The sequence below is a fragment of the Agarivorans sp. DSG3-1 genome (assembly GCF_046774965.1).
GTDB lineage: Bacteria > Pseudomonadota > Gammaproteobacteria > Enterobacterales > Celerinatantimonadaceae > Agarivorans.
The window spans coordinates 118,664-138,943 of sequence record NZ_CP177241.1; the positions used below are offsets into that span (position 1 = coordinate 118,664).

18 protein-coding genes are annotated in these 20,280 nt (G+C 44.1%); 7 read left to right on the forward strand and 11 right to left on the reverse strand.

The annotated features are described in order from the left end of the window. The first annotated feature begins 28 nt into the window (after positions 1–28). Positions 29–1,933, forward strand: a complete 1,905-nt coding sequence (locus ACLD71_RS00570) for a sigma-54-dependent Fis family transcriptional regulator (protein ID WP_411992374.1) — start codon at positions 29–31, stop codon at positions 1,931–1,933. A gap of 61 nt (positions 1,934–1,994) precedes the next feature. On the opposite strand, the gene ACLD71_RS00575 is transcribed toward ACLD71_RS00570, so the two are convergent. The 3 genes from ACLD71_RS00575 to ACLD71_RS00585 form a co-directional block, all read right to left on the reverse strand. After that, positions 1,995–3,199, reverse strand: a protein-coding gene (locus ACLD71_RS00575; protein WP_411992376.1) for an IS3 family transposase whose coding sequence is annotated in 2 segments (ribosomal slippage) — positions 1,995–2,812 and positions 2,812–3,199 — 1,206 coding nt in all. Because the reading frame shifts where the segments join, the coding sequence is not laid out codon by codon here. 109 nt (positions 3,200–3,308) lie between these two features. Continuing rightward, on the reverse strand, positions 3,309–5,897 hold the full coding sequence (locus ACLD71_RS00580; protein ID WP_411992378.1) for a hypothetical protein: 2,589 nt from the start codon (positions 5,895–5,897) through the stop codon (positions 3,309–3,311). Between the two features lie 328 nt (positions 5,898–6,225). Then, entirely contained in the window at positions 6,226–6,621 is a 396-nt protein-coding gene (locus ACLD71_RS00585; RefSeq protein ID WP_137674873.1) for a GlcG/HbpS family heme-binding protein, read from the reverse strand. A 190-nt stretch (positions 6,622–6,811) separates the two neighbouring features. Here ACLD71_RS00585 and ACLD71_RS00590 point away from each other — a divergent pair, with 190 nt between their 5' ends. From ACLD71_RS00590 to ACLD71_RS00605, 4 genes are all read left to right on the forward strand, one after another. Continuing rightward, positions 6,812–7,558: an SDR family oxidoreductase gene (locus tag ACLD71_RS00590; protein WP_411992380.1), complete on the forward strand. Its 747-nt coding sequence runs from the start codon at positions 6,812–6,814 to the stop codon at positions 7,556–7,558. A 55-nt stretch (positions 7,559–7,613) separates the two neighbouring features. Next, positions 7,614–8,012, forward strand: a complete 399-nt coding sequence (locus ACLD71_RS00595) for a hypothetical protein (RefSeq protein WP_137674871.1) — start codon at positions 7,614–7,616, stop codon at positions 8,010–8,012. 81 nt (positions 8,013–8,093) lie between these two features. Continuing rightward, a complete protein-coding gene (locus tag ACLD71_RS00600; protein ID WP_411992382.1) occupies positions 8,094–8,315 on the forward strand; it encodes a hypothetical protein in 222 nt (73 codons plus the stop codon). A gap of 189 nt (positions 8,316–8,504) precedes the next feature. Then, the gene (locus ACLD71_RS00605) at positions 8,505–9,509 is read left to right on the forward strand and encodes a hypothetical protein (protein ID WP_411992384.1); all 1,005 of its coding nucleotides are present in this window, start codon (positions 8,505–8,507) and stop codon (positions 9,507–9,509) included. 55 nt (positions 9,510–9,564) lie between these two features. Here the strand turns inward: ACLD71_RS00605 and trxC are convergent, their stop codons facing one another. The 4 genes from trxC to xerD form a co-directional block, all read right to left on the reverse strand. Further along, on the reverse strand, positions 9,565–9,996 hold the full coding sequence (trxC, locus tag ACLD71_RS00610) for a thioredoxin TrxC (protein ID WP_411992385.1): 432 nt from the start codon (positions 9,994–9,996) through the stop codon (positions 9,565–9,567). A gap of 27 nt (positions 9,997–10,023) precedes the next feature. Next, the gene (gene recJ / locus ACLD71_RS00615; RefSeq protein ID WP_411992386.1) at positions 10,024–11,745 is read right to left on the reverse strand and encodes a single-stranded-DNA-specific exonuclease RecJ; all 1,722 of its coding nucleotides are present in this window, start codon (positions 11,743–11,745) and stop codon (positions 10,024–10,026) included. 83 nt (positions 11,746–11,828) lie between these two features. After that, the gene (locus tag ACLD71_RS00620; protein ID WP_411992387.1) at positions 11,829–12,617 is read right to left on the reverse strand and encodes a thioredoxin fold domain-containing protein; all 789 of its coding nucleotides are present in this window, start codon (positions 12,615–12,617) and stop codon (positions 11,829–11,831) included. Between the two features lie 112 nt (positions 12,618–12,729). Next, on the reverse strand, positions 12,730–13,650 hold the full coding sequence (xerD, locus tag ACLD71_RS00625) for a site-specific tyrosine recombinase XerD (protein WP_411992389.1): 921 nt from the start codon (positions 13,648–13,650) through the stop codon (positions 12,730–12,732). Between the two features lie 102 nt (positions 13,651–13,752). On the opposite strand from xerD, the gene fldB reads away from it, so the two are divergent. Further along, positions 13,753–14,271 carry a flavodoxin FldB gene (gene fldB / locus ACLD71_RS00630; protein WP_411992391.1) on the forward strand — a complete coding sequence of 173 codons (519 nt, stop codon included), beginning with the start codon at positions 13,753–13,755 and terminating at the stop codon, positions 14,269–14,271. A 91-nt stretch (positions 14,272–14,362) separates the two neighbouring features. Here fldB and ACLD71_RS00635 read toward each other — a convergent pair whose 3' ends face one another. From ACLD71_RS00635 to ACLD71_RS00650, 4 genes are all read right to left on the reverse strand, one after another. Further along, complete coding sequence (locus ACLD71_RS00635; RefSeq protein ID WP_411992393.1) at positions 14,363–14,956, reverse strand: PEP-CTERM sorting domain-containing protein; 594 nt, start codon at positions 14,954–14,956, stop codon at positions 14,363–14,365. Between the two features lie 242 nt (positions 14,957–15,198). After that, positions 15,199–16,566, reverse strand: a complete 1,368-nt coding sequence (locus ACLD71_RS00640; RefSeq protein ID WP_161985206.1) for a methyl-accepting chemotaxis protein — start codon at positions 16,564–16,566, stop codon at positions 15,199–15,201. Between the two features lie 196 nt (positions 16,567–16,762). Continuing rightward, entirely contained in the window at positions 16,763–18,070 is a 1,308-nt protein-coding gene (brnQ, locus tag ACLD71_RS00645; protein WP_411992395.1) for a branched-chain amino acid transport system II carrier protein, read from the reverse strand. A gap of 131 nt (positions 18,071–18,201) precedes the next feature. Further along, positions 18,202–18,924: a tRNA1(Val) (adenine(37)-N6)-methyltransferase gene (locus tag ACLD71_RS00650; RefSeq protein WP_411992396.1), complete on the reverse strand. Its 723-nt coding sequence runs from the start codon at positions 18,922–18,924 to the stop codon at positions 18,202–18,204. A gap of 97 nt (positions 18,925–19,021) precedes the next feature. Here ACLD71_RS00650 and srmB point away from each other — a divergent pair, with 97 nt between their 5' ends. Continuing rightward, entirely contained in the window at positions 19,022–20,278 is a 1,257-nt protein-coding gene (srmB, locus tag ACLD71_RS00655; protein WP_137674859.1) for an ATP-dependent RNA helicase SrmB, read from the forward strand. The last annotated feature ends 2 nt before the right edge of the window (positions 20,279–20,280 follow it).

Here is a 20,280-nt window from a genome sequence, read left to right on the forward strand (position 1 = left end):
CTGATGTGATGCTGATTAAAGGACGAAAATGAGCGATAAAACTCAGTGGTATTTAGAGCATGAAGCACTAATCAAACACTCTTGGCAGCGTTGCCGAGACTTGGGGTTAAGCCACCACAGTGAGCCGGAGGTTGAACATAAATCTGCGGGCGATTTGTCTTGCTTGTTAGAGCAGCATCATCAACTGTTAGAAACCACCCATCACCAAGTTTTGCCTTATTACGAGAACCTCTTAGCTAACAGCAACAGCCAAGTAATGCTGGCAGATCACCAAGGCTACGTATTAAAAAGCTGGGGCGAGCAGCGCTTTAAGCAACAACACCAAGAGATTTTTGCTCCAGGTACCGGCTGGCAAGAACCGGCATTAGGAACCAATGCAATTGGTACCGCACTAAAAACAGGGAGTGTGGTGCAAATTCATCACGATGAGCACTTTTTGGTGGCCAATCGATTTATGACCGGATCTGCTGCACCTATTTTTGGAGTGGACCGAGAAATGGTTGGCGTAATCGATATCTCTAGTGATACCTACCTACCTGAATCTCATACCTTAGGCATGGTAAAAATCATGTCACAAGCGGTAGAAAACCAACTCATTATCTCCCACTTTAACAGTGAACACTTTTTACTGCGTTTTAATACCAGCCCCGAAAACATAGATAGCCAATGGTCTGCATTGATTGTATTTGACGAGAATGGACTCGTTATCTCAGCTAATCGCAGAGCAGAGCTGGTGCTAGCAACAGATTTAAAACTGGTAAATATCAGTGAATTATTCGACATAAGCGTGAGCCAGCTCATTAACCAGCCAGAGAGCTTTCAAGTTCCTTTGCTCACCTGTCAGCAATTTAGAGTGCATGGAATTTTACACAAACCTAAACAAGCTAAACCTAGGGTCTTAGACTTTAGGACGCTGTTGAAAACTGATACCAACACAGATAGCCAGCAAGGCGATAAGAAACAGCCGTTCTTGTTAGATGACCTCAACCTAGGCGATCCTGTAATGGCGAAAGCCGTGGCACAAAGTAAGCGTATTGTTGATAAAGAGATCCCAATATTGATCCGCGGCGAAACCGGTGTAGGCAAAGAAGTGTTTGTAAAAGCGCTGCACCAATCTAGCCTGCGTAGTAAACAAAATATGGTAACGGTAAATTGCGCTGCTATTCCCCAAGAGTTGGTCGAGTCAGAGCTATTTGGTTATGAAAAAGGGGCATTCACAGGTTCAAGCAATAAGGGGTATATTGGTTTAATACGTAAAGCCGATAAAGGCACTTTGTTTTTAGACGAAATTGGCGACATGCCCTTAAATGTGCAAGCTAGATTATTGCGCGTGCTGCAAGAGCGTCGCGTTAACCCGTTGGGCAGCACTGAGTCATACCCTGTAGATTTTAAACTGGTATCGGCGACTAATCGTAATTTAAAAGATGAGGTAGAAGCCGGCGGTTTTCGCCAAGATTTATATTATCGGGTCAGCGGTTTAAACATAGAGTTACCTGCGTTACGCCACCGCAGTGACCGCCAACACTTGATTCAGTTCTTACTTAATTATTACGCTGAGACGCCACAAGATGGCTTAATTACCGAGCGTGCCATGCAGAGCTTTTGCCAACACCCTTGGCCAGGTAACATTCGTCAGTTAGTCAGCGTAATTCAAATTGCACAGGCCATGTCTGACAGCCAAGCCATCGATTTTCAACACTTACCCGATGATTTCTTTGCTGACTTAGACAGCAAAAATAACAATGTGCAAGCCTTTACGCCTTCTACAGAAACGCTCAGCAACGACGCCGAACACCCAACTAAAAGCGCCAGTACTCAAGATATTGTTGCGGTTTATCAATCCCTATCATGCAATATTTCCAAAACCGCTCAGCAGCTTGGTGTAAGCCGAAACACTGTTTATAAGCGCCTAAGAGAGAGTGGTTACAAATAGCCTTAACCGCGTAATAATAACCATCTATGACCCGTCCTGATATGGGTTGACACTTGATTAACTAAAACGCTCGATGCACTTCATCGGGCGTTTTGTATTTTAGTGCCTCGTGAGGCCTATATTCATTGTAGAGCTTAACCGATTCATCGACCATTTTTCGTGCCTCATTTAAGTTTGTAGGTTTATTCAGCAAGTACTCCATCTTTAGTATTCCATTTATTCTCTCCGCAAGGGCGTTCTGATAACAGTCATAACCGTCTGTCATCGAACAAGATACATTCTGCTGACGGTGTATCGCTTGATATTCACTGGAGCAATACTGAACACCTCGGTCCGAATGATGAACAAGCTCCCCTATAGACCTTCGTTCCTTCAACGCATTTAAGAATGCTTGTTTGACCGTGTAAGCTTTCATATCCTTACCTAGGTGATATCCCACTATTTTTCTTGAGTAAGCATCCGTCACGAGACTGAGATAGGCTTCACCGCTTAGCGTTGCCAAGTAGGTGATGTCAGCCACCCATAGCTGTTCTGGTCTCTCTGGTATTAGGCCTTCTTTTATGCGGTTAGGATGGCAGTAAAAACGATGATTGCTATGTGTGGTTCGATGGTAAGCGCTTCGATTATGAACTAATAATCGATTCATTCTTAGTAAAGAGAATAAGCGGTCTCGGCCAATATCGATAGCATTCTGGGCAAGTAGGTACTTGAGCTTACGAGCCCCGATACGAGGGTGCATCATTCTTTGTACTTTCACAAAGTTGAGCACTGACTCATCTTTTTGTATTTGGTGAGCCTGGGCAATACCGCGCTTGTAAAAAGCTTGCCGTGTAATACCCATGAAGTGACAGGCTTTCGTTACAGTTAGCTTTCGGACCGCTTTTTCCTTAATAACTCGGCCTTGCGCTTCTTTGAGAGCCGAACTCCGAAGTCTCTATCCATGACTTTTACCACCGCTTCAAAGAAATCAGCTTTCATCTGAGAGTCTTCTAGCTGCTTCTCTAGCTCTTTAATGCGTTGCTCTGGGGTTTGAGGCGAAGAAGAATTTGACATAGCAGTACCTACCATTCTCGTATGCTCTATTCCTTTAGACCAATCTAGTCGACCATGTTTGCGAAGCCAAACTAAAACGGTAGAGCGACCTTGGATCCCATAACGGTCCTGAGCTTGTCGATAAGACATTTCGCCTTTTTCAACTTGGTCTACCACTGCCAATTTAAAGGCAAGAGAATAATTTCGTTGGGTACGTTTACTGGTTGTTTTCATGACACTCTCCAATTTCATGTTGGATATGTGTCAACCTTATTTAGGACGGTACACTAACAATAAAAAAGGAGCCATATCGGCTCCTTATTTTTATCTACTGTTTAGATGATTAATTCAATACATCTAACTGTACTTGATAGTTACAGCCTGCGCCTTGCAATTCGATTTTGTAGCGAGGCTCTTTAAATTTCGCGGGGTTTTCCACAAACCAATTAACAACATTAACTGCCGGGTTTGCCGGAGTGATAGGCGTAATCAATAAGTTGCCTGCGGTTATCGAACCATCACCATTAATAACCGGTTCTAGCGGCACGTTAATCTGCCAAATAGCAGAAACACTATCCGCTACCACACACTGGTCAGTTACCAACACTTTGTTTGCGGTAAAACTAATATCTCGCTTCCACGAAGTGACCGAATCATAAGCCGCATAAATACCACTTAGATCCATATTGATGACAGTTTCAGCACCATTAACGGTGTAATCCATAGTTGCTTCGGTGCCGCGTTTTTGGAGAATGGTTTCTCCTTCTTCGACAAAACGCACCATGTTATGTACTTCGGACTCTTGATGGATACCACTATGAGACCAAATGTTCTGAGTTACCGCTAACCAATCATTTTTATACAAACTGAACGAACCTTGATCACGGTGAGCGTGAGACTCATCATAAATACCCGCTACTGCTGATAACCAAGTGGCGTCACTATTCCAAGAAGATCTAACAAACAAGTGCCCAGCACTCGTTGCGTGATATACCAACTCTGTAGGTTCTAGTTGATTCAGTTCTTGCTGTAACAAGGTGGTATGTAGATTAAAACCGTAGCGAATAGGGTCAACTGAATTATTGTCTAACCACCACTTACCGCGTTTAGCTTCATCAGTGCCTACATTTAGCGAAGCAGCACGCTGTACCAAGTTCTCGTGGTAGTCAAAAAGCACCGGTTTAGATACACGAGACTGGTCGCCAATCGGAGCGAACATTTCAAGTGGTGGAGTAGTTGCATGAATCCAATAATCAATGGTTTCTTTAGAGTGAACAGATTTTGCTGAGAGGTCTTCACCAGTAGTGTCTTTCCAAATTTGGTAAAGTTCAAATAGCTTCCCTTGAGCCACCCCATAACCGGTTCCTTCGCGGCTGCCCCCCTTATCAAATCCTTCATAATAAGCCACTAACTTAGGCAACTTGTCATCGTTTAATAGATTTAGCCAAGTGGTATTTTGAGAGGCCAAACCCCAAGTCATGGTGGCCTTTAAAAAACTGAAATGGTAATTATTGCCTGGATTGGTGGTTGCCCAACCACTCCAAGGGAAAGAATTACCAGCCCATTCAGCCTCACCGTGATTCCATACATTCCAAATAGCTTGCTCGGCATAGTTTTTCCATCGAGTGCGCTGGCTTTCACTTAACAATTCATAGCCGTAGTCGTAGGTAAAAGCCAGTTCAGATATAAAGCCGCCTACATACAAATAAGAATCGAAACTGGTTTTAGGTTTGTCACCCTCTGCCATTTTTGCTTCTGCAGCAACAACTTGCGCTTCTACATCTTCGATCGCTAAATCAATGTATTTTTTATCTTGGGTCAAATAATACATGTAGACTGCGTCTGTAGGCGAAAAGCCGTAACCTGGATTACCTTCTACTGCTCTATCTACCCAAGCAGCAAATTTACTATAATCTTCATTGGAATAGCGCAAGTGGTCGAGAGAGGCTAAGGACAATTTACGTTGAGTAGCTGCAGAATCAACCACAGTGACCAGAAGCTGAGCAGTCTTTTCTTTCCAAGTAGCGGTACAAGTGGCTTGGCCTACACTCTCGGTGGTCAACACATTCTCTGCATCTAAGCTAACGTTACTAGTATCACAGCTCAATGTTGCGTCAGAAGGCTCAGACTCACTGGTGCCATTGGAGAAGTATCCGGTAAGCTTAATGTCTTGCTTAGTAGCCAAAGGAAGAATCAAATGCCCTTGAGGAATGGTACTAATAAAATCAGGTAGGACTTCACTGGCTGTTACTACGAAGTTTACAGAGAGCGTCAACGCGTTCCAACTGACTTTACAAATAGACTCGCCAGCTTTATATGCACTTAGGAAGCTAGTGGCGCTAATATTCACTGCTGGGCTATCACATTGCCAAACAAGCTCAGAGTTTGCTATAGGCGTAGTTGAATTATCAGCATAAACACCGTTAACAACTAATTGAGAGGTGTCACCTTCTTTCAAAGACGTTTCCCCAGCACCTAAACGAAGCTTGCGAACATCACTTGGTGAAGTGGTATCACCATCTCCTGGTGAAGTCGGATTATCATTTGCTGCGACGACAAAATCTACTGCGAGTTGTAACATACTAAATGAAACAATGCAGTTTGACTCACCAGCTTTGACCGCACTCACTTCACTACTTGAACTAATATCTACAGCAAAGCCTTCACAGCGCCAAATAAGGCCTGATTTAGGCAAAGGCTTAGTAGTACCATTATTGTAGTCAGCATTAACAACCAACTGAGAGGAGTCACCAACGGCAAGCTTTGTAGTACCTTCTTGTAGGCGCAAGTTTTTAACCTGCACTGCTGCATCGGAGTTAGATACAGGAGACACTTCTTCCTCTTCATCGATACAAGCAGTTAATAACAACAGCGACGTAACCAAGCTCATTTTAAGAAATTGATTTAAAAGCCTGTTAATTTGAACAATCATTATTACTTCCCTGTATTTCATTGCTGTAACTACCAAAGCAGCCATGCCCAATAAGTGGGCAGCTAAATGCCTAATCTAACCAACCAAAGCTGTTGCCACTTTGTATCCAAATAAAATGACTAAGCTATAGGTAAACCTACGTTTCTCAAGTTTTAAAGAAAAGAAAACCTTAAAACTCACTAAGATTAAGGACTATTACTCAAGCCTATTACGCCTTTAAGACAATCTATAGGCGAGTTGACGGATAAGATTAACGGGGAATAATATGAGAGATTAATCAATAGCGCAAATCAAAGATCTGCGCTTCGTGACAAAAGTTTGATCTGAATTAAACGCAGGTATCGATTGCGGCTTGAGCTAAAGTAGCGTCATCTTGCTCACTCATGCCACTAATACCTAGCGCTCCAACCACTTGGTCATGTTGATAAATTGGCACGCCGCCTTGAATACCTGTAAAACGAGCATCACTCCAATAGCCCATATCTTTGCCAGTTTCTTGAGCCCAAGCAGCTAAATTGGCGGTAGGTTGGCGGTCACGCGCCGACGTATAGGCTTTATTCTGGGCCAACACCGCAGCATGAAATGCGACACCATCCATACGCGCAAAACTCACTAACTCACCATGTGCATCTACTACTGCTACCGCAATACTTGCTTGTTTCTCACTAGCAAGGCCTAAAGCTTTTTCAGTCAATGCACGGGCAAGGTCAAAGGTAATATCCATAATAAATCTCTTCAAGTAACAATAAGTGGCTTGAGTCTAGAAAGGTTTAGGCTTAAAACCAATGCTTCACACTCAAATGTCTCGCACAATAGTTCGAAGGTTCGCCACTTAATACGAGCTGTAACGCTATTCAGTTAAGGTGTTAAGCTTGCTAGCATAGAATAAAATGTTGAAGCGAAGGAGAGCATGGATGAGCAAGGTTGCTTTAGTGACCGGTTCGAGCAGAGGAATAGGCGCAGCCACGGCATGTTTGCTCGCTGAACAAGGCTATTCGGTATGTATCAACTATAAGAAAAACCAAGCCGCAGCATCAGAGGTCGTAGAACGTATTCAATCTACAGGAGGTACCGCCATTGCCATAAGAGCGGATATCAGTGATGAACACCAAGTTAAGCAACTTTTTAATCATATAGATCAGCAGCTTGGGCCAATCAACGCGCTAGTCAACAACGCCGCAATGTTGTTTCCTCAAATGCGGCTTGAAGCAATGAACGCTCAGCGAATTAATCAGCTTTTTAGCGTTAATGTCACGAGTGCATTCATGTGCTGTAAATACGCGATTAAGAGAATGGGAACTAGCCATGGCGGATCTGGAGGAAGCATTGTTAATGTATCTTCAGCTGCGGCTCGTGTAGGTTCGCCTTTTGAATACATTGACTATGCAGCAAGCAAGGGGGCCATAGATACGCTAACCAAAGGCTTATCTCTCGAATTAGCCGAGCAAGCAATACGCGTAAATGGTGTTCGTCCTGGGTTTATACACACAGAAATGCATGCAGATGGTGGCGAGCCAAATCGTATTGAGCGATTAAGAAGTGCAATTCCGCTCCAGCGAGGCGGCGAGCCAGAAGAAATAGCCGAAGCGATCGCTTGGCTTATTTCAGATAAAGCGTCTTACGTAACTGGTAGTATTTTGGATGTAACAGGTGGGCGCTAAGTGCCTAAAACCCAGTTATGCTGGACTAAGAAATATGACGTTATAAGTGAGAAAAATGGTAAAAGATCCTCGAGTCATCGATAAACGCATCCCTTTTGTATTAGCCTTATTAATTGCTTTGTTTTGCTACTACACTTGGGCCCCAGCCAGCCCATTTAAGAAACTCCCCAAACTAGCTCTAGAGCAAGCATTAAGCAGCCAAACTGCAGCTTGGGCAGAAGGAAGCATTGTGGTGAAAGGTATTAGCCCATTACAAGACAATACCCTCTATATTCATGCGAAAGTTTTACCCAACCAAGCTCTCTCGGTGATTATTATCGCTCCAGCGGCCAGCAATCCAAACTTAAACTCCCGCTGGCGAGTGGAAGGGAAGCTATTGTGGCAAGACAACATTGCAGTATTAGATACCATAAGCAGCAAGGGGAAATTTGAGGTTGTAAGCAATCAGCCTTAGCCTGCGCTAGCGCTAGCGCAAAGCACGCCAAATTTTACTGCTCAATAATAGTCGTCATCGCTCAAACCATAGACACTAGCAATGACTCAAAAGGCTTGGACATATTTGTTGTATATCGTAATCGCTATAGGTTTAGCATTAGTGATACTGGGCGTGGGTTTAGCACTATTTTCCAACATTAACGTATCAATGGGCGTTCGTGGTGTGCAGATTATCGCCGTTACTATTGGTCTGGGTTTATTACTGATGGTACCGAGTAAAATAGTACTGACCTTGCTGCTAATGAAAAACAATAGCCAATAGTTAGTCTGTCGCTGCTAAGTCACTTACTTATAAGCCCATTTTTGTAATCTCGCCTAGTTCTATCGCCTCACATAACGCCACCACTAACCATCTTACAAAACAATAGACCAGCTAATAACTTTTATGTCATTATCGAGCGTTTTTTGAATCTAAGACAATGACGTCATTCGAAGTATTAACGGAATAAACATGAATAAAACCTTAAGTGCCATAACGATAGCAATCAGTTTAACCTTGGCAGGATGTGGCGGAGGTGATGATGGAACGCCAATCGCAAACAAACCCACTACACCCCCGACTACTCCTGGTGAGTTTTCACCTAGCAGACTGAGCTTAGAGCAGTACCAACAGATATTAAGCTGGGATGAAAGCTACATCGCTAACGTCTCCAACGATCCGCTCAACCACTTTGATGAAGATACCATCAATATCGAAGTATTTGCCCAAGATCCTCAGCCTTACTCCATTGCTTATTCGATGAGTGACAACACTTTTGAAGAGCAGCAGTCGGAGACAAGCTCACTTACCTCAAATGTTTGGAATGGAACTTCATGGAATATTCTTCCTGAAACAGAGTTCTTTAATGACGGCGATGACATGCAAGTGGTTGATGATTACTTGTTAGTATCCAGTGCTATTTTAGACGTGAATTTTAAAATCTACGCAAAGCAAGTTGATCTATCTAAACAAGGCGCATTAAATGCAGCGCTAAACATTAGCGATGTCCCCTGGACCTGGGATGACGCTAACTTTGCAGGATATGGCTACAAAATGGTGTCTTATCCTACTGTTCCCTTGATTATGGTAGATGTCAGTGACGAAGATAGCTTCATAAGCAATGGCTCTATCGAGGGAAAAACTTTAGAGCAAATTGCTGAATTAATTCTTCCTGGGCAAGTTAACTACGTGTTGATAGACGACGATACCATCGAGATAGGTGATAGTCGCTGGACAGTAAAACATGACACGGTAGCTAATTTAGCTATTGTAAGAATTAACTCTCCCTACGAGTATGCGGGCGCTTACATGGCAATAGACTGGGCCCTAATTGATTACAATGGTGCTATTCACCAAGCTGTATTAGTTGAGCCCGAAAGCTTAGAAACACTTTTGCTCGCCGAGCCCAATGTTGCCTTTTCTTTCGATAATGCGATTAAAGCCATCACTCACCTTCATAACTTAACGACCAACTAACTAAACTATGCCCAGCGATGTGCTGGGCATTTTATCTAGATACAGCTTTGACTCATTACACAAACTGCTCAATCCATTGCTGCATAGCTTGGGCAGGTAAAGCCCCTGCTTGTTGTCCGAGCAGTTTACCGCTTTTAAAGCACATCAATGTGGGAATAGAGCAAATTTGATAGCGCTGCGCTAAGGCTTGTTGCTCTTCAGTATTCACTTTTAAAAACTGTGCTTGGTGAGCAAACTGCTTAGCCACTTGTTCGTAGGCTGGAGCCATGCTTTTACATGGGCCACACCAAGGTGCCCAAAAGTCGACGATAACGGGTAACTCACCACCAATATGGCGTGCAAAACCTGCTTCATCCGTATCTATCGGTTCGCCCTTAAATAAGGCTTCACTGCATTTCCCACATTTAGCCTGTTCGCCAATACGCGATTGAGGCAAACGATTACCTGCGTTACAACTAGGGCAAATAACGATGAGTGATTCAGACATTTATTTCATTCTCCGATAACGAGCAACTTACAGTGGCGCTAAATGCTCAATCATTAACTGCACACTGCGGCGCCCTCTAAATTCATTTACATCTAATTTGTAAACCAACTGAACCTGTTTTAGGCTGGCATTTGGCCAAATACTTCGATCGACATTAAATGCTATAGCATCTATTTCTTGCGACATGCCGGGCAGCTTTACACTCATTTTTAAGTGTTTCTCGCCTACTACCCGTTGTGCACAAAGCTCGAATTCGCCATCAAATAATGGTTCAGGAAAGCCTTGCCCCCAAGGACCTGATTCCCTGAGCATTTCAGCAAAACCGAGTACCAATTGCTCGGGTAGCAGCTCGCCATCACTAAGCAGCATATGAGTAAGACACTCTTCATCTATAAAATCTTTCGCGGTATTTTCTAAGCACGCTTTAAACTCAGCAAAGCGCGCTTGCGGCAACGATAACCCCGCAGCCATAGCGTGGCCACCGAACTTGCTAATTAAACCAGGATTCTGAGTATCAATACGTTCTAACAAATCACGTAAATGAACTCCTGCGACGGAGCGACCCGAGCCTTTCACCTCGCCATTATCGCCATCGGCAAACGCAAACACTGGGCGGTAATACTTTTCTTTAATACGCGAAGCCACCAATCCCACCACACCCTGGTGCCAATCTGCTTGATATAAACACAAGGCTTTAGGGAGTGATTCGGCATCTAAGCTCAGCTTGTTCACACTAATCAGCGCTTCCTGCTGCATGCTTTGTTCAATATCTTTACGCTCGCTGTTCAGGCTATCCATTTCGCTAGCTAACTGGCGAGCATGATGAATATCGTCACTCAGTAAACAGTGAATACCCAAGCTCATGTCATCTAGGCGACCCACAGCATTTAAACGTGGACCAATAGCGAATCCTAAATCACTGGCCACCATATTGGCTTTATTTCTGCCAGACACTTCAATTAAGGCTTGAATGCCCGGGCGACACGCACCCGCTCGAATACGCTGTAAGCCTTGGTGTACCAAAATACGGTTATTGCTGTCTAAAGGGACTACATCAGCTACCGTGCCAAGCGCCACCAAATCCAGTAGGCTGGCAATATTAGGTTCTTGCAAACCTTGTTTTGCAAACAAATCTTGTTCACGCATTTTGCTACGCAGCGCCATTAGCAAATAAAAAGCAACCCCCACACCCGCTAAGCTTTTACTAGGAAAAGCACAAGCCGACAAATTAGGGTTAACAATCGCTGCTGCTTTGGGGAGTTGCTCCCCAGGTAAGTGGTGATCGGTAATTAATACCGGGATCCCCAAGGCACTGGCTTTTTCTACACCGCTAATACTCGAGATGCCATTATCAACGGTAATGATAAGCTCGGCGCCCTTAGCGGCAGCCAACTCTACAATCTCAGGGCTTAAACCATAGCCATACTCAAAACGATTAGGCACTAAAAAGTCTACCGGGCGAAAACCAAACTGTGGCAAGCCCGCCATTAACAGCGCGGTACTGGTAGCGCCATCGGCATCAAAGTCGCCCACAATCACTATCTTCTTTCTTACGCTGAGATTTTCGATGAGTAAATTCACCGCATCGTCCATGCCTTGTAAACCTTGAAACGGCAACAAAGCTTGCGCTCGGCGCTCTACGTCGGCTGCGGTTTTTACGCCACGGCGTACATAAACCTGCTTTATCAGCTCTGGCCAGTCTTTGGGTAATGCTTGGGTATCTAGGTCTTCTCTGCGGCGTAATAGCAAGGTTGGTTTACTCTTTTTTGAAGTAAATAAAAAAGGCTCCGCTCTAATTAAAAAGCAGGAGCCCAATTATAGGCGCTTAATGTTTAGCCGCGCTCTAAATACTCAAGCAAAGCAGCAGGTGGGCGGTAGCCTGGTAACATAGTGCCATCTTCCAATACCATAGCTGGCGTGCCACGTACTCCAAAGGCTTCGCCTAATTGATACTGTTTTAATACCGTATTATCGCAGCTACTACGTGCTACGTTGCTACCATTTTTAGCTGCGCTCATAGCGGCTGTTTTATCATCGGCGCACCATACACTTTGCATTTCACCATACACTGGCGACTCCACTCCACCACGCGGGAAAGCTAAGTAACGAACAGTAATACCCAAGTCGGTGTAACCTGGAAGGTCTTCTACTTTATTGGTTTCTGGGTTCTTATCTCTATAAGTATAAAGCTCGTTATGCAGCTTACGACAATAGCCACAACTCGTATCGGTAAACACCGTAATAACGTGTTTTTCATCCTTAGCTTTAAATACGATCATGTCATCTTCAAAGCTAGCCAGTTGCGTTAAACGCACCTTAGACATACTTTGGTCGGTTAGATTTACCCGGTTCACTAAATCAAACAAGCTACCTTGCAGTAAATAGTTTCCGTCTGAGCTTACGTAAAATAAACCTTGGCTGGTGGCTACTTCATATATTCCCGCCAGCGGCGTTTCAGCAATGGAGTCAACACTTACCCCTAAACGTGCTTCAATGACATGTTGTGTTTTACTGGTATCTAGTTTAACAGCGCTTAACTGGGCTGCGTCTTCACTCCACGCGCTATTTAGGCTCAGGCCGAAGAAACTCATCGACAACAGTAAGGCCTTGGATAATTTCATTAAATCTTCTCCGAATTAGGGGTGTTTAAGCAGACCGTGCAAACACAGCAAAACTTACCGTCTCTATGGCTTAAATGCAAAAATTTTAATTACAAAGCGCTTACTAGCGCATTTAAGCGCGCGGATGATGCTGCTGGTACACCGAGCGTAAACGCTCATTAGCAACATGGGTGTAGATTTGCGTAGTAGACAAATCGCTATGGCCTAACAGCATTTGTACCACACGCAAATCAGCACCATGATTCAACAAGTGGGTCGCAAACGCATGACGTAAGGTATGCGGCGACAAATGACTATTTATACCCGCCAAACTCGCATAACGCTTAATGCGATGCCAAAAAGTTTGCCGAGTCATTTGGCTACCACGCAAGCTAGGAAACAATACGTCACTCTCTTGTTTAAGTAACATTGGGCGAGCGAGTTTTAAATAGTGCTCTAATACATCGACAGCCTGTTCACCTAAAGGCACTAAACGTTCTTTACCGCCCTTGCCTACGACTCTGACTAAACCTTGGCGTAAACTCACCTGTTCTATTTGTAAACTCACTAACTCGGTAACACGCAAGCCAGTGGCATACAAAACCTCTAACATGGCTAAGTCTCTATGCTGAATAGGATCATCGAGCTGCGGTTCATCTAACAAGGCTTCAACTTCACTTTCACTTAGGGTGCCGGGGAGCTTCTTTTGCAGCTTGGGTTGTACCAGCAATGCACAAGGGTCGGTAGTACGGATTTTATCCTGCAGTAAAAAACGATAAAAACGCCGCATGGTAGATAACTGCCTAGCCGCACTAGCAGGCTTTTGACCTAACTCAAATCGCGAAGCGATAAACCCTTGCAAATCCAATGCTTCAGCTAATTCAATCGCAAGCTGTTTGCCCTGTAAATAACAGGCAAGCTGGTTAAGATCGTTTCGGTAGGAATTAAGAGTGTTTTCGGCAAGGCTATGCTCAAACCACAGTTGCTCGATAAAACGGTTAATATGCGGATTATCTATTTTGCTGGCTTTTGATTTAACGTACTTACTTGTCATTTCGCTCACTACATTACAAAGCTAAGACTTAGCATATTGGTGTTACTAAAGGCTTTTGGTACACTGCCCGCGCACTCTCCAACGCTTTAAAGGATGCATCGCATGCGCATTGGCCTGTTCTACGGCTCTTCTACCTGTTACACCGAAATGGCAGCTGAAAAGATTCAAGTTGAATTTGCTGAGCACAACCTTGATGTATTCAACATCAAAGATTGCGACGTGCAGCAAATGAGTGATTATTCGCTACTTATCCTCGGTATTTCTACTTGGGATTATGGCGAATTACAGGAAGATTGGGAAGCGGTATGGGACAACCTTGAAGGCCTAGATTTAAAAAACAAAACCATCGCCCTGTTTGGCTTGGGTGATCAAATTGGTTACAGCGAATGGTTTTTAGATGCAATGGGCATGTTGTTTGAGCAATTAGCGCCTTCTGGCGCAAACTTTATTGGCTTTTGGCCAAACCAAGGTTACGAATTTGAAGCTTCTAAAGCGCTTACTGAAGACGGAGAATTCTTCTATGGTTTAGCGCTAGACGACGAACACCAGTTTGAACAAAGTGATGAACGCATTCATCAATGGTGTGAGCAGCTGAAAGAAGAACTGAAACAGTTAGCCTAAACCTAAGCCAATGCTCGTTAGAAGCTTACTACTCCAAACATAAAAATGCCCTGACAGCTGTCAGGGCATTTGATGTTCACCTAAATATAAATTAGTTTACTTTACGCTTTCGAGCAAAACCAAGCCCCACCAAACCTAAACCAAAAATGGCCAAGGTTGCAGGCTCAGAAACTGTTGCAGAAACGTCTTCATTTAGCACAATATCATCAACTAAAAAGATACCACCAAAACCCAAACGTAACTCATCGATCAAGCCTGTTTGAGCGCTATAGTACTCATAACTACCATTTAAACTAGTATCAACAGTCCACGCTAACACACCATTATTGTAACCTTGCAATATACCAAACGAAGAGTCTGCGCCGCCAGATTCTTTACCTGTAGCCCATTTCTTCGCCCAAAGGCCATCAAAAGTAAAATCCGCACCATTCTGTTCTGTAATAACGCCTACACCACCACGGTTATTTAGCATGCCAAATTCACCACTCTTAGCGCCATAATTCCAACGAGAACCATCTAAATCTAACCAATCGAGTGTGCTAGAGAAGTTAAAACCTTTGTACGATTGGGCATGCCCATATTGGTTTTGCACACTACCGCCAGGTATATCTTCGAATGATAAGATAGTGGCACTTAGTTGATTGGCAAACAGAGTTAGAAACAATAAAGGGAACAGCTTAGTCATTGATAATTATCCTAAAGTAACATCATATTTTTTATATCCGTCGCTGGCTAAAGCAAAAAGCAGACCACCTAAAAATATCAAACTTAATCAGTAGGTTAGGATCTCTTCAAATAAAATTTCACTAAAAATGTAAACAAAGCTGACACATTTAACCGACTTAATAAGATTTAAATTATAAATACATGTAACTCAACGCTTTATCGGGCAAGAGCAGTTAACCAGATACCCTACCTAAATAAACCTTAGCGCTTAATACTTAGCTCTTTAGTCAGTAATTCCAGCACTTCTACCTGTTCTAACAAAGACTTAATCGCTTGGTCTGAACCTTGAACGAGTTCGGTCACCAACACCGTTTGATCACGCAACTGATGAGTATCATCCGAAATGCCTGTGGCTACCGCACCTTGTTCTTCGGAAGCGGTAGCAATCTCAGAGATTTTTGCCGAGACCATGTCAGTACGCTGATGAATATCAGCAATAGTTTGGTGCACTCCGCCCATCATCTCTTTGCTGGTTTCACCGCGCTGCACACTTTCTTTCACTGTAGAACTTAAACCGGAACTGGTAGATTGCAGCTCTTCAATCATCGATTGAATCTCTACCGTAGCTTGCTGGGTGCGCCCAGCTAAACTACGTACTTCATCGGCCACCACCGCAAATCCACGGCCTTGCTCGCCTGCTCGCGCCGCTTCAATAGCCGCATTTAAGGCCAGTAGGTTGGTTTGCTCTGAAATAGAGTTAATAGTGGTGACCACTGCGCCAATATCTTGCGTGCGCTGTTCTAGCTGAGTTACTGCTTGTTCCGCTCGTTGCACGTCATTCATTAGGTGCTCAATGGCGTCTACGGTTAGCTCTACTTTTTGCTGCCCGTCACTGGTAGCTTGATTAGCTTGGCCGGTTTGCTCGGCGGTATCATTAGCGTTTGCGGCAACGTTGCGAATAGTGACCACCATTTGCTCAATAGCACTTGCCAGCGAATCAACCCTGTCTTGCTGCTGAACACTAAGGCTGTTGCATTGTTCACTGGTACTGCTTAGTTGCTCGCAAAGCTGCTTTACCAAGCCATTGGTGGCATTGGTTTCGCTTACCAGTTGATGCTCGCGCTCTGCGACTTTATCAATAATGATGGCAATAGAGCTAAATTCATCACGTACAGGAAAATAGTTTAAACGATAGGTTAAGTCACCCTTGGCCAGCATATCTAGGGCGTTGTGTATTTGGTACATCGCCCCACCAATAAAGGTCATGATGTAATAAAACAGCAAACCCGCCACAAATAAAATGGCCGCGATACTGGCGTACTGAAATCCCGAAAACAAATCAAATATTGAGGTATCGTCGTGTTGCGAAGTCACTGTATTTTGCTGTAACGAATACCCCGCGCGCGATAACACGCTGCGTAGATGCTCTGGTTCGGCTTGAATCACTTGGCTTAGCAATTGCGCTTCTTGCAAATGTACCTGCGCCAAATGCTGTTCAAAATTACTTGATACAATAAGCAAAATGGCCACCAAGGCCAACATGGGAAAGGCAAACATTAACAGGAATTTCTCCTGTAACTTTAAATGAATGTTATAGCGATCGATCCATCTAAATGGGACTTCTTTCATGACAAACTCCATTTTGTATTGCACTGCGCAATTAATGATCATTCATGTTATGACCCACGCTGAATGAATGCGAGATCCCGCCGTTCAGCTAATGAGATAAGACAAACAAAAAAAACGTAAGCTAACCGATTGTGTTGATTTTTTATGATGAATAATTAGAACTAAAGCGCTAGCAGGGCTACTAGCGCTTTAACAATTAAGCGGTTTCAACCACTTGTTGTTTGCTATCGCGAACAAATACGCTAACCATTACCGCCGCTAGAGTGGGTAATAACCAAGCAAAACCTTGTGAGAAACCAGGCAATACATTAAAGGCATCCATATTTACGCCTGCCGCTTTAATCGCATCAAGTACCCCAAAAATAGCGGCTACACCAATAATTAAACGAGCCGCCATTTGTGGACGATTAAACCAGTCCACCAACAAATTAAAGGCAATCAATGCTACTGCAACCGGGTAAATACCTATCAGAATAGGAATAGACACAACCAATAATTGATTCAAACCAATGTTAGCAACCAGCGCACAACACGCTGCCGTTAGAATAGCCGTGAGCTTGTAAGAGATTTTGGTATTGTCACTCACATAAGTAGAAAACGAAGAAATACCACCAATAGCGGTGGTGAAACAGGCTAAGCCAACCACCGTAGACAATAAAAACTGTCCTTTGGCACCAAATAGCACGCCAACATAGGCGACAATGATTTCGCCACCGTTTTTAGCCTCTGGCGCTACACCTGTAGCGGTTGCGCCTAAGTAGAACAGCACAACATAAAACAGAGTGAGTCCCACCGCGGCAATTAAACTGGCTTTAACCAAGTAACCAAATTGCTCAGACTTACCCGATACACCTTTGCCATTTAGCGCATCAATCATCAATACACCAAACATTAGCGCAGCTAAGGCATCCATGGTGTTGTAACCATCGATAAAGCCTTGACCAAATGGCATGTCAGCAAAGTTTTGTTGAGCCGGGGCGATTTCGGCAAACGGTGCACTAAATACACTCACACCAATCACTGCGATACAAATAACCAACAGCGGAGTAATAATTTTACCTACAGTGTCGATCAGCCCGCCACGACGTAAAATAAAGAATAGTGCTGCAATAAAGTAAAACAGAGAGTAGCCAATTAAGGTTAGCTGGCTAGCACTTTCTACCAAAGGTACAAAACCTAGCTCATAAGCCACTAAACAGGTACGAGGAATACCAAACATTGGCACTAACACTAAGTAAATAGCCAGTGCGATAGCATTGGCCACTTTACTTGGCAAATAACGACCTAGATGAACAATGCCGCCGCCAGCTTTAGCAATCGCCAACAAGCCTAGCAATGGCAAACCTACCGCGGTTACTAAAAAGCCAAGCATCGATAACAGCAAATTATCGCCTGCTAACATGCCCGCCATAGGTGGAAAAATTAAGTTACCCGCGCCTAAAAAGAAGGCAAATACCATCATCCCTAAACTAATTGTGTTCCATGATCCAAGTGCTTTGGTCACGTGTATTCCTCGTTGTAGATTGCAATCATTTATAATTTTAAGCGGAGAAGTATATAGCATGGCTTTTAAACATAAAACCAGTATATCGAACTACATTAATGATAATTGATCCAACTCAACACCAACAAAAATCACATTTTAAGGTACAAATCCCTACAGAGATTAACGAACTGAGTAGAGTAGCTTTTATCTTGTTGATAGATAAGAATTTGCTCTTGCTGGCAACACGAAACCGGTGATTTAGTAAGTAACAACATACTGCGAATAGCTGGCTTATTGGCGAAAGAATGAACTTGAGCACGCCTCGCTAAATGCCAATCATCCAATTCAGCTAAACGCAGCCATTGCTCGGCCACGTCACAAGGTAGGATCACCGCCAGTTGAGTGTGTTGATGGGCTAATTTTGCTAGCGCAGCAAAAAACGCCTGGGCATTTAAACTACCGCTATGCCTAGCTTGTTGGCGTTTTTCTTCAAACACTTGCCCAGCCGAAAAATATGGTGGGTTAGAAATAACCAAATCGTAGCTCTGCGCGCTCTGATGGTTTTGCATACTTTGTAATTGAACATTAATCGCCAAGGGCCAAGGACTATGTGCTACGTTTTGCTGGGCTTGAGAACAAGCATCGGTTTCGATATCGATGGCATCAATAAGCACCTCACCAGCCAATCGCTGGGCCAAGATTAAACTAATCAGCCCAGTGCCCGTTCCTACATCTAAAACACGCTTAATATTATGCAAAGGCGACCAAGCAGCTAACAGGATCCCATCGGTTCCCACCTTCATTGCGGTTTGATCATGAGCAACATGAAACTGCTTAAAAGTAAAACCTGGTCGTTGATTGTGTTCGATCACTTCTTGCTTGCCCCTGTTTGGCGCTATACTATGCCGCGAATGTAAATGACCCGCGCTTTTGGTTCAAGTCGATGGCGCCTGACAACTTGGTAGATTTATGACCTTTGAAGACCTCGACCTAGACTCACAAATATTAGCCGCTGTAAGCGACATGGGCTTGCAAAAAGCGACGATGGTCCAACAGCAAACGATCCCAGCTATGCTTGATGGTCGAGATGTATTGGCTAGCGCCCCCACAGGCACCGGTAAAACCTTGGCGTTTTTACTGCCGGCTATTCAGCACTTGCTCGATTACCCGCGCCGTAAAGCAGGCCCAGGGCGAGTACTGATTTTAACCCCTACTCGCGAACTTGCTATGCAGGTTGCCGAGCAGGCGCGTTTAGCCACTGCTCACACCAATCTGACTACCATCGATATTACCGGTGGAGTTAAATACGATGTACACGCCGAGCAGCTTAAAGGCAACATTGATATTGTTATTGCCACGCCGGGCCGTTTAATGGAGTACATCACCTACAAGGTGTTTGATACCCAAGCCATTGAAGTTCTCATTCTTGATGAAGCCGACCGCATGCTCGATATGGGCTTCATTAAAGACATGGAAACCATTAGTGATGCAACCAGTGAACGAGGCCAAACCGCGCTATTCTCTGCCACGTTAGAAGGTTCAGGTTTGTTACGTTTTGCTGAAAAAGTAATGGAAGACCCTGAGCAAATTGAAGTAGATTCACCGCGCCGAGAACGCGCTAAAATTCATCAAATATTGCACTTTTGCGATGATGCCGCCCACAAATACCAATTATTACGTCATTACTTACTCAACGAAGAAATCGAGCGTTGTGTGGTTTTTGTAAAAACCCGAGACCGCCTGTATGCACTAGCGGAGCAACTGCAAAGTGACGACATTAAAGCCTCTTACTTACGCGGTGAAATGGCTCAAGACAAACGTAACCAAGCGATGCAAGCCTTCCGTGATGGCGAAGTGAAGATCCTTATTGCCACTGATGTTGCAGCCCGCGGCTTAGATGTGCCAGAGATTAGCCACGTATTTAACTATGATATGCCTCGTACACCAGACGTATATGTACACCGCATTGGCCGAACCGCTCGCGCAGGCCGTAAAGGCATGGCTGTAAACCTAATCGAAGCGCATGATATGGGTGCGTTAGCTAAAGCAGAGCGCTATACCGATGAACCGATTAAACGCCGCGTGATTGACAGCTTGCGCCCGACACATCGTGTTGCAGCGCCGCCAGCCAAGAAGAAAAAGCCAAAAACAGTAGAGGCTAAAAAAGCGGCTAAGAAGAAGGCCAAGGGACGAGCTAAAAAGCTGGCCAAAAAAGCCAAGAAGTAAGC

What these genes read in the sequence shown, in the direction of transcription:
- ACLD71_RS00570 (WP_411992374.1), top strand. Translation starts at nt 29, where the DNA reads ATGAGCGATAAAACTCAGTGGTATTTAGAGCATGAAGCACTAATCAAA.
- ACLD71_RS00580 (WP_411992378.1), bottom strand. Translation starts at nt 5,897, where the DNA reads ATGATTGTTCAAATTAACAGGCTTTTAAATCAATTTCTTAAAATGAGC.
- ACLD71_RS00585 (WP_137674873.1), bottom strand. Translation starts at nt 6,621, where the DNA reads ATGGATATTACCTTTGACCTTGCCCGTGCATTGACTGAAAAAGCTTTA.
- ACLD71_RS00590 (WP_411992380.1), top strand. Translation starts at nt 6,812, where the DNA reads ATGAGCAAGGTTGCTTTAGTGACCGGTTCGAGCAGAGGAATAGGCGCA.
- ACLD71_RS00595 (WP_137674871.1), top strand. Translation starts at nt 7,614, where the DNA reads ATGGTAAAAGATCCTCGAGTCATCGATAAACGCATCCCTTTTGTATTA.
- ACLD71_RS00600 (WP_411992382.1), top strand. Translation starts at nt 8,094, where the DNA reads ATGACTCAAAAGGCTTGGACATATTTGTTGTATATCGTAATCGCTATA.
- ACLD71_RS00605 (WP_411992384.1), top strand. Translation starts at nt 8,505, where the DNA reads ATGAATAAAACCTTAAGTGCCATAACGATAGCAATCAGTTTAACCTTG.
- trxC (WP_411992385.1), bottom strand. Translation starts at nt 9,996, where the DNA reads ATGTCTGAATCACTCATCGTTATTTGCCCTAGTTGTAACGCAGGTAAT.
- ACLD71_RS00620 (WP_411992387.1), bottom strand. Translation starts at nt 12,617, where the DNA reads ATGAAATTATCCAAGGCCTTACTGTTGTCGATGAGTTTCTTCGGCCTG.
- xerD (WP_411992389.1), bottom strand. Translation starts at nt 13,650, where the DNA reads ATGACAAGTAAGTACGTTAAATCAAAAGCCAGCAAAATAGATAATCCG.
- fldB (WP_411992391.1), top strand. Translation starts at nt 13,753, where the DNA reads ATGCGCATTGGCCTGTTCTACGGCTCTTCTACCTGTTACACCGAAATG.
- ACLD71_RS00635 (WP_411992393.1), bottom strand. Translation starts at nt 14,956, where the DNA reads ATGACTAAGCTGTTCCCTTTATTGTTTCTAACTCTGTTTGCCAATCAA.
- ACLD71_RS00640 (WP_161985206.1), bottom strand. Translation starts at nt 16,566, where the DNA reads ATGAAAGAAGTCCCATTTAGATGGATCGATCGCTATAACATTCATTTA.
- srmB (WP_137674859.1), top strand. Translation starts at nt 19,022, where the DNA reads ATGACCTTTGAAGACCTCGACCTAGACTCACAAATATTAGCCGCTGTA.